Source organism: Marinobacter metalliresistant (genome assembly GCF_038098645.1).
In the GTDB taxonomy this organism is placed as follows: domain Bacteria; phylum Pseudomonadota; class Gammaproteobacteria; order Pseudomonadales; family Oleiphilaceae; genus Marinobacter; species Marinobacter metalliresistant.
The window spans coordinates 2,475,252-2,489,020 of sequence record NZ_CP101118.1; the positions used below are offsets into that span (position 1 = coordinate 2,475,252).

Annotated in this window: 13 protein-coding genes and 1 pseudogene; 1 reads left to right on the plus strand and 13 read right to left on the minus strand. The window is 61.1% G+C overall.

The window, feature by feature from the left end; all coding sequences use genetic code 11:
- Positions 1–30 precede the first annotated feature (30 nt).
- From NLK58_RS11595 to NLK58_RS11620, 6 genes are read right to left on the minus strand one after another with little or no spacing between them, the layout of a single operon-like run.
- Complete coding sequence (locus NLK58_RS11595; protein ID WP_117618686.1) at positions 31–1,200, minus strand: MFS transporter; 1,170 nt, start codon at positions 1,198–1,200, stop codon at positions 31–33.
- 23 nt (positions 1,201–1,223) lie between these two features.
- On the minus strand, positions 1,224–2,021 hold the full coding sequence (locus tag NLK58_RS11600; RefSeq protein ID WP_117618687.1) for an ABC transporter permease: 798 nt from the start codon (positions 2,019–2,021) through the stop codon (positions 1,224–1,226).
- Positions 2,008–2,646 carry an ATP-binding cassette domain-containing protein gene (locus NLK58_RS11605; RefSeq protein WP_117618688.1) on the minus strand — a complete coding sequence of 213 codons (639 nt, stop codon included), beginning with the start codon at positions 2,644–2,646 and terminating at the stop codon, positions 2,008–2,010. The genes NLK58_RS11600 and NLK58_RS11605 overlap by 14 nt, the downstream gene beginning before the upstream one ends.
- A gap of 19 nt (positions 2,647–2,665) precedes the next feature.
- Complete coding sequence (arsJ, locus tag NLK58_RS11610) at positions 2,666–3,883, minus strand: organoarsenical effux MFS transporter ArsJ (RefSeq protein WP_117618689.1); 1,218 nt, start codon at positions 3,881–3,883, stop codon at positions 2,666–2,668.
- Between the two features lies 1 nt (position 3,884).
- Complete coding sequence (locus NLK58_RS11615; RefSeq protein ID WP_117618690.1) at positions 3,885–4,889, minus strand: ArsJ-associated glyceraldehyde-3-phosphate dehydrogenase; 1,005 nt, start codon at positions 4,887–4,889, stop codon at positions 3,885–3,887.
- Positions 4,890–4,935: 46 nt separating this feature from the next.
- Positions 4,936–5,700: a metalloregulator ArsR/SmtB family transcription factor gene (locus tag NLK58_RS11620; RefSeq protein WP_341580799.1), complete on the minus strand. Its 765-nt coding sequence runs from the start codon at positions 5,698–5,700 to the stop codon at positions 4,936–4,938.
- A gap of 138 nt (positions 5,701–5,838) precedes the next feature.
- Between NLK58_RS11620 and arsB the strand changes: the two genes are divergently transcribed.
- A complete protein-coding gene (gene arsB, locus NLK58_RS11625) occupies positions 5,839–6,861 on the plus strand; it encodes an ACR3 family arsenite efflux transporter (protein WP_264756484.1) in 1,023 nt (340 codons plus the stop codon).
- Between the two features lie 41 nt (positions 6,862–6,902).
- On the opposite strand, the pseudogene NLK58_RS11630 reads toward arsB, so the two are convergent.
- The 7 genes and pseudogenes from NLK58_RS11630 to NLK58_RS11660 form a co-directional block, all read right to left on the minus strand.
- Positions 6,903–7,058, minus strand: a pseudogene (locus NLK58_RS11630) (IS630 family transposase); the annotation flags it as partial.
- A 76-nt stretch (positions 7,059–7,134) separates the two neighbouring features.
- Positions 7,135–8,253, minus strand: a complete 1,119-nt coding sequence (locus NLK58_RS11635) for an ABC transporter ATP-binding protein (RefSeq protein WP_117618693.1) — start codon at positions 8,251–8,253, stop codon at positions 7,135–7,137.
- 18 nt (positions 8,254–8,271) lie between these two features.
- Entirely contained in the window at positions 8,272–9,141 is an 870-nt protein-coding gene (locus NLK58_RS11640; protein ID WP_117618694.1) for a carbohydrate ABC transporter permease, read from the minus strand.
- Positions 9,134–10,060: a carbohydrate ABC transporter permease gene (locus NLK58_RS11645; RefSeq protein WP_117618695.1), complete on the minus strand. Its 927-nt coding sequence runs from the start codon at positions 10,058–10,060 to the stop codon at positions 9,134–9,136. Before NLK58_RS11645 ends, NLK58_RS11640 begins: the two co-directional genes overlap by 8 nt.
- A 53-nt stretch (positions 10,061–10,113) precedes the next feature.
- Positions 10,114–11,373 (minus strand): ABC transporter substrate-binding protein, encoded by a 1,260-nt coding sequence (locus NLK58_RS11650; RefSeq protein WP_117618696.1) that lies wholly within the window; start codon positions 11,371–11,373, stop codon positions 10,114–10,116.
- A 177-nt stretch (positions 11,374–11,550) separates the two neighbouring features.
- On the minus strand, positions 11,551–13,023 hold the full coding sequence (locus tag NLK58_RS11655) for an ATP-binding protein (protein ID WP_117618697.1): 1,473 nt from the start codon (positions 13,021–13,023) through the stop codon (positions 11,551–11,553).
- Positions 13,010–13,726 (minus strand): response regulator, encoded by a 717-nt coding sequence (locus NLK58_RS11660; RefSeq protein WP_117618698.1) that lies wholly within the window; start codon positions 13,724–13,726, stop codon positions 13,010–13,012. The genes NLK58_RS11655 and NLK58_RS11660 overlap by 14 nt, the downstream gene beginning before the upstream one ends.
- Positions 13,727–13,769: the final 43 nt, after the last annotated feature.

Below are 13,769 nucleotides of genomic sequence, written 5' to 3' on the forward strand. Positions count from 1 at the left end.
GTCGGGCTGTCGGAATACCGGTAAACCGGCCTACGCCTTGGCCCGGCCCAGCGACCAGAGCCCGAATACCGGGCCGGGCACCAGCAGCAGCGCCACCCAGACCCCCAGGTCACCCCACAAGCCGCTGGTCAGCCAGATGGCCGGCAAGGTGAGCCCGAACCCCACGGCATTCATTACCGCCAGCGACGAGCCTACCGATTCCCGCGGCGCCGTGGCCGCCGCCAGGGCGGAGAACTGCGGCGAATCCGCGACTACCGCAAGCCCCCAGACAAACAGCAAGGCAATCAGGAGCACCGGCGACAGCCCGCTTAACCAGGGGTATACCAGGCAAACAGTTCCTGAAAGCATCAGGGCCCGCCAGGCAACCCATTCGCTCCCCTTGGTACGGCTCAGTCTGCCGCCACCGATACAACCGGCTGCCCCTATTCCGATTACGGCAAAAGCCAGCCAGGGGATGAGCCCGTCATCCGCACCCAAACGCTGCAACTCCCGGCCAATCAGTAAGGGCGTCAGCGTCCAGAAGGCATAAAGCTCCCACATGTGCCCGAAGTAGCCACCGGCGACCGCCCGAAACCTGGGTATACGCAATGCCGCCAGACCCTGACTCAGGGGTATGGGACCACTGCTTTTGGGCAGATGCGGCCCGTCACCCAACAGGAACACCATGGCACCTCCAGCCAGCGCCAACACCGATGCCACCAGTAACGGCAACTCCCAGGGCAGGCCGAATGTGGCGCCGCGCATAAGATGAGGCAATGCGGTGCCAAGTGTCAGCATGCCCACCAACCACGCCAGGGCCGCGCCGGCGTATTTCGGTGTCCAGGCAATGACCATTTTCATGCCGAGCGGATAGATACCGGCCAGGCACAGGCCTGTGGCAAACCGCAGCAGGAAATCCAGGGGTGGCAGATGGGCGGCAAAAACAAATCCACCGTTCACCAATGCCCCCAGCAGGCTCGACACCGCAAAAATCCGGCTGGCGCCAAACCGGTCCGCCAGCCCGGTTACAGCGATGGTCAGAGTGCCCACGATAAAGCCGGCCTGGACCGCCAGCGTCAGCCGGCCCAGATCGGTCTCCGTGAGGCCCAGCTCGCCGGAGAGCGATAACCAGACGCCGTTAACGCTGAACCACAGGGAAGTACCGAACAACTGGGCCAGCACGATAACAGGCAGGGGGTAACGTCTTAGCAGGTCGATCATTATTGTTGTCTTTTCTCCCTGGCTCAGGACTTTACCAACCGGTCCAGACGCAAACGTTCTCGATCATCAAACAGTCTGCGGCCACCCCAGGAGACCGCCATCACTGCACCAAAACCGGTGCCTGCCGTGATGATGAGCATCACCAGAATCTGGTATTTCACCGCCACCGCAGGCGGACTGCCCGCCAGAATCTGACCGGTCATCATGCCCGGCAAACTGACAATACCGGCAACCGCCATAGCGTTGATCGAAGGCATCATGCCACTGCGCATGGCCTCCCGCCGGATATCCTCCAGTGCCTGCTGCCAGGTTTGCCCCAGCATCAGCCGGTTCTCGATGACCGCCCGTTGCCGCCAGACCGACTCGTTCAGCCGGTCCAGTGCCAGGCTGACACCGGTCATGGTGTTGCCGAGCATCATACCCAGCAACGGAATGGCGTATTGAGGGGCATACCAGGGGGTTGGGCCGATCACCACGCTCAGCGCCAGCACCGTGACAGTAAAGGAGGACACGAACATAGCCCCGGTACCAATACCAAAGGCCCACCCTCCCTGCAGCCGCCGGCTCTGGCGCGCTACCACTTCCCTGCCCGCGACCAGCAGCATGACCAATGCCATCAGGGCAATCCAGTAGAACCCGGAGGAGGCGAACAGGACCTCCAGCACCAGTCCGATCAGGGCTAACTGGATGACCGTGCGCAAAGCGGCAACCAGCAGGTTGCGGGTAATGCCCAGTCGGGCCAGATACCCGGTCACCGCCAGGGCCAGAATCAGCAGAGCTGCCAGCCCGAGTTTCCACCAGACCAGATCAATCACGTCCATGGACAGGCTCCAGTCTGGCTCCGTAAATCCGGTAGTGTGCATTGGCGACGCGGTGGATCTGCGCCGGGTCGTGGGCAACCCAGAGGGTGGCAATCTGCCGCCGTCGAATCTCCTCAAGCAGCCAGATTTCAATGGTTTCCGTGGTCTCGCCATCCAGATTGGCAGTAGGTTCATCCAGCAACAGCGCTTCCGGTTGCATGGCAAGGGCGCGCCAGAGCGCCAGACGCTGCCGCTCCCCGGAAGACAGCCGGCTGACCGACCAGCCCATCACCTCTGGAGGAAAACCCAGCGCCGGTGGTAGCAGGTCACCAGTCGTACCAGGGAAGTGAGCAGCCACATCATCAAACCACCATTGGCTGTCCGCCGGCACCATCACCACACGCCTGCGCCACTGGTGCGCTGGCAGGGAAAGCTGATCGGTGCCATTGAGCGAGATGCTGCCGCCATGGGGCTCCAGGTCTGCAACGGCACGCAGCAACCGGCTTTTACCGCTGCCGGAAGGCCCGGACAAGCAGACCACTTGCCCTCCGGGCACAGCCATCGATACCTCATCCAGGCTGCCGACACGGACGCCTTCCAGCAATAGTGCCTTCAAAACCGGCTCGCCCGGGCAACTCCGAACCATTCACAAGCCTCCAGGCCGGTCACGACGCTGGTCGTCCGGTTTGCGAGACAGCCACGGCGCGACGATCTGGCAACAGGAGCGACAACATCGCTGCCATTACCACCAACACTGAGGATATCCACAAGCATGCTTCCAGGCCATAAGCCTGATAGACCCAACCGGACAAAATCGTTCCCAGCAGTCGTCCGGCGGCGTTGGACATGTAGTAAAAGCCCACATCCAGGGACACGCCATCACCCCTGGCGTAGGAGACTATCAGGTAGCTGTGCAGGGAGGAATTGATGGCAAACAGCACCCCGAACAGCAGCAGACCGCCGATGACGACAAACTGAGGCGACCAGCCAGCCAGCAGGCCACTGGCAATGGCGGCGGGAATCAACGCCAGGGCAGCCGCCCAGAGCACGGCCGGCTGCTTGCCTTCCCTATTCCCGGTAATCCGGGGCGCGATGGCCTGGATAAAACCATAGCCGATAATCCAGATGGCCATGAAACCGCCCACTTGCCAGAAATCCCAGCCAAATACCGTGTGCAGATACACCGGCAGGGCCACCACAAACCAGACATCCCGGGCCCCGAACAGGAACATGCGCGCGGCGGACAGTACGTTGATCGCCCGGCTCTTGGACAGGATTTCACGGAACTTCGGCTTCGCCTTGCTCTTGCCCAGCTCCCGCCTGAGCAGGAACAGGCTCGCCAGCCACACAAGGCCCAGCGCCACTGCCATGATCACGACCGCACCTTTAAAGCCAGCGGCCACCAGCAACACGCCACCCAGGAAGAACCCCACACCCTTGAGGGTATTCTTGGAGCCGGTAAGAATCGCCACCCACTTGTACAGGGTGCCCTGCTGCTCATCCGGCACCAGCAACTTGATGCCGCTCTTGGCGGACATCTTGTTCAGGTCCTTGGCGATACCGGAGAGTGCCTGTGCGGCCATCACCCAGGGCACGGTGAGCATGGCCGCCGGCACCGCCAGCATGGCCAGCGCGACAATCTGCAGGCCCAGCCCGATATTCATGGTACGGTTCAGGCCCACGCGGGCGCCCAGGTAGCCGCCCACCAGGTTGGTCACCACCCCGAAAAACTCGTAGAAGATGAACAGCAGGGCGATTTCCAGCGGCGAATAGCCCAACTGGTAGAAATGCAGCACCACCAGCATCCGCAGGGCACCATCGGTGAGGGTGAAAGCCCAGTAGTTACCGGTGATAATCAGGTACTGTCGGATGGCGGCCGTCATATCACGCCGAGCCCACCCGGCGCGCCAGTTCGGCGGTGCGGTTGGCGTAGCCCCACTCGTTGTCGTACCAGGCATAGATTTTTACCTGGGTACCGTTGACCACCATGGTGGACAGGGCATCAACGATGGAGGAACGCGGGTCGGTCTTGTAGTCGATGGACACCAGCGGGCGTTCCTCATATCCCAGAACGTCTTTCAATTCACCCTCTGCCGCTGCTTTCAACAGCTGGTTCACGGTGTCGCGATCCGTGGGTGTTTCCACTTCAAACACGCAATCGGTCAGCGACGCATTGGTTAAAGGCACTCGCACCGCGTGGCCATCCAGCCGCCCTTTCAGTTCCGGGAAGATCTCGATAATCGCCGTCGCGGAACCGGTGCTGGTCGGGATCAACGAACTGCCGCAGGCCCTGGCCCGGCGCAGATCCTTGTGGGGCGCATCGATGATGGTCTGGGTGTTGGTGAGGCTGTGAATGGTGGTGATCGAACCGTGCCTGATGCCCAGTTTCTCGTGGATCACCTTTACCACCGGCGCCAGGCAGTTGGTGGTGCAGGAGGCGGCCGTGACGATGCGGTCGTTGGCAGGATCAAAGATGTCGTCGTTTACGCCGACCACGATATTCCTGGCACCTGCTTCCTTCACCGGTGCGGTAACCACCACCCGCTTCACCCCCTGGTCCAGGTACCCCTGCAGGGCGCTGACTTTCCTGTTGACGCCACTGGCCTCAATCACCAGGTCGCAGCCGGACCAATCGGTTTCGCCGATGGTCTTGTTGTGGGTCACGCGGAGTCGCTGCCCCTCGATAACAATCTCCGTACCATCGGCAGAGGCGTCATGGCGCCAGCGGCCATGGATGCTGTCAAAATTGAGCAGGTGGGCCAGGGTGCCGGCATCCGCACCCGGATCGTTGATGGCGACAAATTCCATCTCCGGCCACCCCCAGGCAGCCCGCAAGGCCAGGCGACCGATGCGGCCAAATCCGTTAATTCCGATTCTGATCTTGCTCATGATGTGCTCCTGAAGGGTCTGGTCAATCCAGTAAACAACGTAATGACTACAGGCACTGGACAGCCGGCCGATCCGCCATGGCCTGCAGCCGCTCCAGCGGGCTCTTAATCAATGCGGTATTGCTGGTGGCCGTTTCGTCCAGCACCCGAACCAGCCACGAAGGCAACTGTGGATTCAGCGAATAGTAAATCCACTGCCCCCGGCGCTCCGTTGTCAGCATGCCAACCTCCCGCAGGGTCGCCAGGTGCCGGCTGACTTTGGGCTGGGAGACGCCAAAGGCTTCGGTCAGCTCGCAGACGCAGAGTTGTTCCTGGTTCCGGATAAGCAGCAGCGCAGCCAGGCGGAAGTCATCGGCCAATGCCTTGAACACCGCCACCGGGTCATAACTGAACGGTTTTGACCCGGTTTCTTTCTGATGGACGAGGGCAAAAAGTGCGATACGCTCTTTGATTTCCTTGAGCGTCAGGGCAAAGGTCCCGTGGCGGTTTGCCGGAACCGGGTCGGCAAAATCCCAGGCAATCGGCTGGGCCGGCTGGCACAGGGTGCCGCATTCGTGGGCGGCTTTCTCGCAGAGAGTAATGACGTAATCCCAGTCGCTCCCCTGCACATCCGCCAACCGCTTGCTGTGCAGACCCTCCGTGGAGATGCCGGCTTCCTCCAGAACCTGCAATGCCATAGGGTGCGGACTGGTTGGCTCGGTACCGGCACTGGCCACCTCAAACCGGTCCCCCGCCACGTCCCGGAGCAACGCTTCCGCCATCAGTGAGCGGGCACTGTTGGCGGTGCAGACGAACAAAACGCGGCGCTTCATATCTTCAATTCCGTATATTTGAGTTGCCACATATATATTTTAATGCATAATAGAATCTCCAGCGCACCGAGTAAAGGGGGACCTCACATTAAAATGGACAACACCAGGGAAGTTAGGGTGACGCCGTCCTCCGAAGGCATGGACCTTTTCGGGCGGTACCTGTCAGTCTGGGTGGCCCTGGCGATCATCGCCGGCGTGGCCCTGGGTCAGCTGACACCGTCGGTACCAGAGACCTTGTCCCGCTTTGAATACGCCCAGGTGTCCATCCCCATCGCCATCCTGATCTGGGCGATGATTTTTCCGATGATGGCGCAGATCGATTTCAGTGCCGTGGTCGGCGTGCGCAAAGAGCCCAAAGGATTGGCCATTACCACCATCGTGAACTGGCTGATCAAACCGTTCACCATGTTTGCCATCGCCTGGTTCTTCCTGACGGTGGTGTTCGAGCCGTTTATTGCCCCGCAACTGGCCAGCGAATACCTGGCCGGCGCGATTCTTCTGGGTGCCGCGCCCTGCACCGCGATGGTGTTCGTCTGGAGCTACCTGACCAAAGGCGATGCCGCCTACACCCTGGTGCAGGTGTCACTGAACGACCTCATCATGCTGTTCGCCTTTGCACCCATTGTGGTGTTCCTGCTTGGCATTTCCGATATTCAGGTGCCCTGGGATACCGTGTTCCTGTCGGTGGTGCTGTACATTGTAATACCGCTGACCGCCGGCTACCTGACCCGCCGCACGCTGATTGCCCGCCACGGCCAGCGCTGGTACGACGAGGTGTTCATGAAGCGCCTTGGGCCGGTCACGCCAGCAGCGCTGATCGTCACCCTGGTATTGCTGTTTGCCTTCCAGGGCGAAGTGATTCTGAACAACCCCCTTCACATTGTGCTGATTGCCGTGCCGCTGATCGTACAGACCTTCCTGATCTTCTTCCTGGCCTACGGCTGGGCCAGACTGTGGAAAGTGCGCCACTGCATTGCGGCACCCGGCGCGATGATCGGCGCCAGCAACTTCTTCGAACTGGCCGTAGCCGCCGCCATCGCACTGTTCGGCCTGCAATCCGGCGCCGCCCTGGCGACGGTGGTTGGCGTGCTGGTGGAAGTGCCGCTGATGCTGATGCTGGTGCGCATTGCCAACAAGACCCGGGACAGGTTTCCTGCGTGAATTGATCAACATCAGAAGGCACATTCGATCAGGTTGAGCCAGGAACCATGCTTGGGCGTGTGAACATACTCATAATTCCGGCTCACAGTCGGCGCCTTGCCCGGAACCGGCGGCAAGTCGGGAGCCGTCAAACCAATCGCTTGCACCCCTGGCTTCTCATCGACACTGACCGTGTAAATCGGATTCGGCCGGGTATTCGGGGTAACTGCCCTCAGGCTGGACGGGGAGAGCGCCCTGCGCGCGGCCACTCTCAATTGACTGGCCGGCCACCGCTCACGCCGGGGCGATGCGCCGACCGCTGTCCGGGTCGAAGAACACCACCTTCTTCATGTCGAACATCAATTCGGCGGTTTCACCCCACTCCACCGGGTGCTCCGGGTCGATCCGGCAGTGCACGTTGGTGTCGTTCAGCTGAATCAGCGCGATGACGTCCGGGCCCGTGGGTTCGGTCACTTCGATGGTGAATTCGCCCCTGGCCACGAGGGTCTGGTCGTTTTTCTGATCCTGGGGCTGGGTGATGTGCTCCGGGCGGATGCCCAGAATCACGTCCCGGCCCACGCGGTCGGCTAGAAATTCCGGTACCGGCAGTTTGATGGCCCGTCCGCCGTTACCACGTACCTCCGCCTGCAGACCGCTTTCTCCCTGCTCCACAGTCACCGGCACAAAACTCATGGCCGGTGAGCCCATGAAGCCGGCCACAAACAGGTTCTCCGGCCGGTCGTAAACCTCTTTCGGTGTACCCAGCTGTTGCAACTCACCGTCCTTGAGCACGGCAATCCGGTCCGCCAGGGTCATGGCCTCGATCTGATCGTGGGTTACGTACACAATGGTGGTTTTCAGGCGCTGGTGCAGTTTCTTGATCTCGGTACGCATTTCCACCCGCAGCTTGGCGTCAAGATTCGAGAGCGGCTCGTCGAACAGGTAAATGCGCGGCCGGCGGGCCAGGGCCCGGCCCATGGCCACCCGCTGCTGCTGACCGCCGGAGAGGTTCGCCGGCTTCTTGTTCAGCAACTGGGAAATCTGCAGCAGGTCGGCCACCCTTTCCACTTCCTGATCAATCTCGTGCTTCGGCAGGCCGCGGATCTTCAGGCCAAAGGCGATGTTCTCGCGCACCGACATGGTCGGGTACAGGGCGTAGGACTGGAACACCATGGCGATGTCCCGGTCTTTCGGCTCCATGCTGGAGATATCCTTGCCGTCGAGCACGATGGCACCGTCGGTGATGGTTTCCAGGCCCGCGATGGTGTTCATCAGGGTGGATTTGCCACAGCCGGACGGGCCGACAAGTATCAGGAATTCCCCGGAAGCGATGTCGATATCGATGCCCTTGAGGGTTTCCTCGGCAACTCCCGGGTAGGTTTTGCGGATGCTCCGCAGTTCCAGTTGAGACATTGTTGTTGTCCTCTCAGGTCAGCCTTTGACAGATCCGGCGGTCAGCCCCCGGATGAAGTATTTGCCGGCGACGATATAGACCACCAGCGTCGGTAGCGCCGCAATCATCGCCGCAGCCATATCCACGTTGTATTCCTTCACCCCGGTACTGGTGTTTACCAGGTTGTTAAGCGCCACGGTGATGGGCTGGCTGTCGCCACTGGCAAATACCACCCCGAACAGGAAGTCGTTCCAGATCTGGGTGAACTGCCAGATCAGCGACACCATGAAAATGGGCGTGGACATCGGCAGCAGGATGCGGAAGAAAATGGTGAAGAAGCCGGCACCGTCCAGCCGGGCGGCCTTGATCAGGGCATCTGGAATGGCCACGTAGTAGTTCCTGAAGAACAGCGTGGTAAAAGCCACCCCGTAGATCACATGCACCAGAACCAGACCAGCAGTGGTATTGGCCAGGCCAAGTTTGCCCAGGGTTGCGGCCATGGGCAGCAGAACCACCTGGAACGGCACGAAGCAGCCGAACAGCAGCATGCCGAAGAACAGGTCGGAGCCCTTGAACTTCCACTTGGACAGCACATAACCGTTGAAGGCGCCCAGCAGCGTGGAAATGAGCACCGCCGGCACGGTCATCTTGAACGAGTTCCAGAAATACCCGCGTATGCCCTCGCACTGGACACCGGTGCAGGCCTCGGACCAGGCCTTGGTCCAGCCGATGGTGGTCCAGTCCGTGGGCAGCGCCATCAGGTTGCCGGTGCGAATGTCCATGGGCGTCTTGAAGCTGGTCACCAGCATGATGAAGAGCGGGATCAGATACACCAGCGCGGCCAGAAGCAGGAGCCCATAGATGGCCACGCGGCTGGGACGAAAGCCCGGGCGAACCACATCAGTCATGGCGTTTCTCCCTCAGTTCCGAGTACAGGTAAGGCACGATCAGCGCCAGTATGGCGCCCAGCATCAGCATGGCACTGGCCGACCCCAGGCCCATCTGGCCCCGGGTGAAGGTATGGGCGTACATGAACACCGCCGGCAGATCGGTGGAGTAGCCCGGACCACCGGCGGTCATGGCCATGACCAGATCAAAGCTTTTGATGGCGATGTGGGCCAGTACCATCACCGCACTGAAGAACACCGGCCGCAGGGAGGGCAGGATGATTTTCCAGTAGATCAGCGGCAGGCTGGCGCCATCGACCCGGGCGGCCCGGATAATGGCAGAATCCACCCCACGAAGCCCCGCCAGGAACAGGGCCATAACGAACCCGGAGGCCTGCCAGACAGCAGCCATCACGATGGTGTAGATGGCCATATCCGAACTCACCAGCCAGTCGAAACTGAATGACGTCCAGCCCCAGTCATGCATCAGCTTCTCCAGCCCCAGACTGGGGTTCAGGATCCACTTCCACACGGTGCCGGTGACAATCATCGACAAGGCCATGGGATAGAGGTAGATGGTGCGGATAGCGCCTTCCTGACGGATCCGCTGATCCAGAAAAATAGCCAGCACCACTCCAATAACCAGGCAACTTAGAATGAACAGGCCGCCGAAGATGCCCAGGTTGACGGAGGCAGTCAGCCAGCGGTCATTGGCCATCAGCTTGGCGTACTGATCGAAGCCGACAAAGTCGTACACCGGCAGGAAGCTGGAACTGGTGAACGAGAGCACGCCGGTCCACAGCATGAAGGCGTACACGCCAATGCCTACCAGAACAAAGGTGGGGGCCACCACCAGCTTCGGCAGCCAGCGCTGGAGCCCGTCCAGCAGACGCGACGGCGCCCTGGCCACTCGCGCGGGATGATATTGGATCTGTTCCATGGGGGTTCTCCGGAAGCAGCGACGGGGCCACCGACGCGGTGGCCCCGGTCAGATCACAGTGCGGCCTGGATGGCAGCCGCCAATTGATCGGTGGCCTCGGCCGGGTCCGGGTTGTCCGAGTTGGCGAAGTTGGTCACCACATCGAAAATCTGACCCTGCACGTAGCTGGTGTTGGCCAGGCCATGGGCGAAGCTGGGCACCAGCCCGCCGGTTTTGGCGGTGGCCCTGAAGGCGTCCATGGAGTCCTGGGCGCAGGCGTCGAAATCCGACATGTCCATGTCCGTGCGCACCGGGATGGAGCCCTTGGCCTTGGTGAAGACGGTCTGGAACTCCGGCGACAGGATGGTGCGGGCCAGGTCCTTCTGGGCCTTCACGTTGTCCTCGTTATTCAGCTTGAACATGGCGAACGAATCCACGTTGAAGGTAAAGTCACCCGAGGTGGCCGGCGCCGGAGCGCACAGGTAGTCCTTGCCTGGCGTCAGGCCGGCGGCAGTGAATTCACCCTTGGCCCAGTCACCCATGATCTGCATGGCTGCCTCGCCCTTTATCACCATGCCGGTGGCGGTGTTCCAGTCCCGGCCCGCGGCGTTGTCGTCCACGTAGCTCATCACCTTAGCGAACCTGGCGAAGGTCTCTTCCATTTTCGCGCTGTTGATTACGTCCATGTCGTTGTCCACGAACGCCCGGCTGTAGTCCTTCGGCCCGAGTACCGCCAGTGCCACCGCTTCGAACACGGTGGCGTCCTGCCAGGGCTGGCCACCGTGGGCCAGCGGAATGATGCCGGCGGCCTTGAGCTTGTCGGCGACGGTGAAAAACTCGTCGAGGGTGGTGGGCACCTTGGCGTCCACCCTGGCCAGTACCTCCGGGTTCACCCACAGCCAGTTGACCCGGTGCACGTTTACCGGCACCGCCACGTAATGGCCTTCGTACTTCATCACGTCGGCAATGCGTGGGGGAATGAGCTGGTTCCAGTTTTCCTGAGCGGCAACGTCGTCGAGGCTGGTCAGGAAGCCCAGCTTTGCCCACTCCCGGATGTCCAGGCCCTTGATCTGGGCGGCGGCGGGCGGGTTGCCGGAAACGGCGCGGGTCTTGAGCACGGTCATGGCAGCCTCACCGCCACCGCCGGCCACCGCGAAGTCTTTCCAAGTGTGGCCCTGCGCAACCATCATTTCCTTGAGGGCGGCGGCCGCGCGCGCTTCGCCACCGGAGGTCCACCAGTGCAGGACTTCCACTTCACCGGCCTGGGCATTACCCAGGGGCATCAGGGCGGAAGACAGCGCCAGGGCGCCAAGGGTACGGGTCATGCGGTTCATACAGACTCCTTGTTATTTTTGTCAGCGACGACCGGCAGCCAGGGGCCAATCGGTCAAGAATCACTCAACGAGTATAGGGCAAGGGGCTGGCCGGCTAAGTATCAAACTGAAAACCCGATGTGACAGGCTTGTTACATAGCGGGCGCGGCCCCGTAGGGCGGTCCGGGACACGGCGGATTAGCGGCGGGGCAGGTCCAGGGTTACCCGCAGGCCGCCGCCGGGGCGGTTGTCCACGGTCAGTTCGCCGCCATGATTGTGGGCAATGTTGCGGGCAATGCCCAGGCCCAGGCCGTGGCCCTCCTGGTGCTGGCAATCGTGCCGGTAATAGGGGTCAAAGATCCGGGGCAGCGCGGCCTCGGGGATACCCGGCCCCCGGTCGTCCACCCGAATCCACAGACGGTCGGCGGAGTCCTCCAGGGTGATCACCGCCCGCTCGCCGTACTTGACGGCGTTGTCCAGCAGGTTGCCCAGGCAGCGGGACAGGGCCAGCGGCTTGCCCCGGTACGGCAGGCTGTGGCCCCGCACCGTCACCAGCGACTGGTCGCCGTCCCGGTAGGCCTCGGCCATGCGCGCCACCAACCGTTCAATGTCCACCGGCTCCACGTTCTCGTGTATGTCGGTGTCCTTGAGGGACTGCAGCGCGCCCTTCACCAGCAGTTCCAGCTCCAGCAGGTCATCCTCCAACCGGCCCCGCATGGCGTCGTCCTGGATCAGGTCGGCCCGCAGGCGCAGGCGGGTGATGGGGGTCTGGAGGTCGTGGGAGATGGCCCGGAACATCTGGTCCCGGTCACCGATGAAGCTCTGCAGGCGTCGACGCATGGTGTTGAAACCACGGGTAACGGCAACGATTTCAGCACTACCCTGCTCACTCAACGGCGGCTGTTTTTCATCCAGAGGCAAGTCTCGCGCTGCTTTGGCAAGCGTGCGCAGGGGGCGGGTCTGCTGACGCACCAGCCAGGCCAGCACCGGAAACAGAATGCCAATCATCACCAGGATGAACAGAATCTGCTGGCCCGGAATGCTCTCGTCCTCCAGCGAGACATAGGGCGCCGGCAACAGAGAGGCAAGATATAACCACTCCCCGTCGGCGACCTCAACCTGGGTGACCAACACCGGCGGTTTGATGGGCTCAAGAGTCAGCGCATAGTGCGCCCAGCTCCTTGGCAGGGCATCCAGTGGCAGCTCGGCATTCAGAATCCGCAGATCATCCGGGTGAACGAAATCAACATGCAAATTCACGCTATTACCCAACCGACTCCTGAGAACCGAAAGTACCTCCTCTCTGACTAGTTGCTTGCGCTCACTGTCGGGCAAGGCTTTCATGTCGATGCGTCTGTCGTTGAGCGAAACGAAAAACCGGGAGCCTCCCATGTCCCGCAACTGGTCGAGAACAATGTGTCGGTACTGCAAGGGCAGAGACTTGAAGAACTGTGTGGTGGCCGCCGCCGAATAGGCCAGGTTACGGGTAGTACTGACCAGACCTTCAATCTGATGGGCCCGGAAAGTGCCGACCCAGACCAGACTTGAAACCACCTGGGCAACTCCCATGGCCAGCAATGTCAGCAGCAGGATCCGCCCCAGCAAGGACGATGGCACCAGCCGCCATGACCGGCGTGGTTTGCCTTCTCCCCTGCGGTTACTCGCTGGCATGTCTTACCGAAGCGGCCAGAACATATCCCGCTCCCCGGACTGTTTTTATCAATTTTGGATTTCGCCCATGATCACCGAGACGCTGGCGCAAGCGGCTGACCGCCACATCCACAACCCGATCCAGGGGCATGGACTCGCGCCCCCGGGTTACATCGGAAATGGTGTCCCGGTCCAGCACTTCGTTGGGGTTGGCCAGAAACAACTGCAGCAGTGCAAAATCGGCTCCGGAAAGGGGGACCGTCTCGCCATCTTCCGAGATCAATTCGTGGGCAAGTGTGTCGAGGCGCCAGCAATCAAAGAGTAGGAACCGAGGGTTGTCAGATCGGGCAAAACTCGCTCTTCGGAGCAAGGCCTTGACTCTGGCCTGCAGCTCCCGGGCGCTGAATGGTTTGGCGAGATAGTCATCAGCGCCCAGCTCAAGACCTACCACCCGGTCGGTTTCGTCGGAACTTGCTGTCAGCATGATGATGGGCACTCTCGACTGTTCCCGTATCCGCCGGCAAAGGGTAAAGCCATCGTCACCGGGCAGCATTACATCAAGCACAATAAGATCGACATGGGCGGAATCCAGTTGGGACTGCATCTGTTCGCCATCCGCTGCGGTCAGCACTCCGTACCCCACACGGGTCAGGTGCTCCTCCAACAACTCCCGGATAGCGACATCGTCGTCAACAACCAGAATCAATGCCTTACTATCATTCATGGATTTGCATTCATGGACTTAACTTTTTTGTTATTCATGCGAC

Bases quoted from the DNA above. Each gene is read 5' to 3' on its own strand.
- NLK58_RS11600 (WP_117618687.1), bottom strand. From the start codon at position 2,021: ATGGACGTGATTGATCTGGTCTGGTGGAAACTCGGGCTGGCAGCTCTG.
- NLK58_RS11655 (WP_117618697.1), bottom strand. From the start codon at position 13,023: ATGCCAGCGAGTAACCGCAGGGGAGAAGGCAAACCACGCCGGTCATGG.
- NLK58_RS11645 (WP_117618695.1), bottom strand. From the start codon at position 10,060: ATGGAACAGATCCAATATCATCCCGCGCGAGTGGCCAGGGCGCCGTCG.
- arsJ (WP_117618689.1), bottom strand. From the start codon at position 3,883: ATGACGGCCGCCATCCGACAGTACCTGATTATCACCGGTAACTACTGG.
- NLK58_RS11635 (WP_117618693.1), bottom strand. From the start codon at position 8,253: ATGTCTCAACTGGAACTGCGGAGCATCCGCAAAACCTACCCGGGAGTT.
- NLK58_RS11605 (WP_117618688.1), bottom strand. From the start codon at position 2,646: ATGGTTCGGAGTTGCCCGGGCGAGCCGGTTTTGAAGGCACTATTGCTG.
- NLK58_RS11660 (WP_117618698.1), bottom strand. From the start codon at position 13,726: ATGAATGATAGTAAGGCATTGATTCTGGTTGTTGACGACGATGTCGCT.
- NLK58_RS11615 (WP_117618690.1), bottom strand. From the start codon at position 4,889: ATGAGCAAGATCAGAATCGGAATTAACGGATTTGGCCGCATCGGTCGC.
- NLK58_RS11595 (WP_117618686.1), bottom strand. From the start codon at position 1,200: ATGATCGACCTGCTAAGACGTTACCCCCTGCCTGTTATCGTGCTGGCC.
- NLK58_RS11640 (WP_117618694.1), bottom strand. From the start codon at position 9,141: ATGACTGATGTGGTTCGCCCGGGCTTTCGTCCCAGCCGCGTGGCCATC.
- arsB (WP_264756484.1), top strand. From the start codon at position 5,839: ATGGACCTTTTCGGGCGGTACCTGTCAGTCTGGGTGGCCCTGGCGATC.
- NLK58_RS11620 (WP_341580799.1), bottom strand. From the start codon at position 5,700: ATGAAGCGCCGCGTTTTGTTCGTCTGCACCGCCAACAGTGCCCGCTCA.
- NLK58_RS11650 (WP_117618696.1), bottom strand. From the start codon at position 11,373: ATGAACCGCATGACCCGTACCCTTGGCGCCCTGGCGCTGTCTTCCGCC.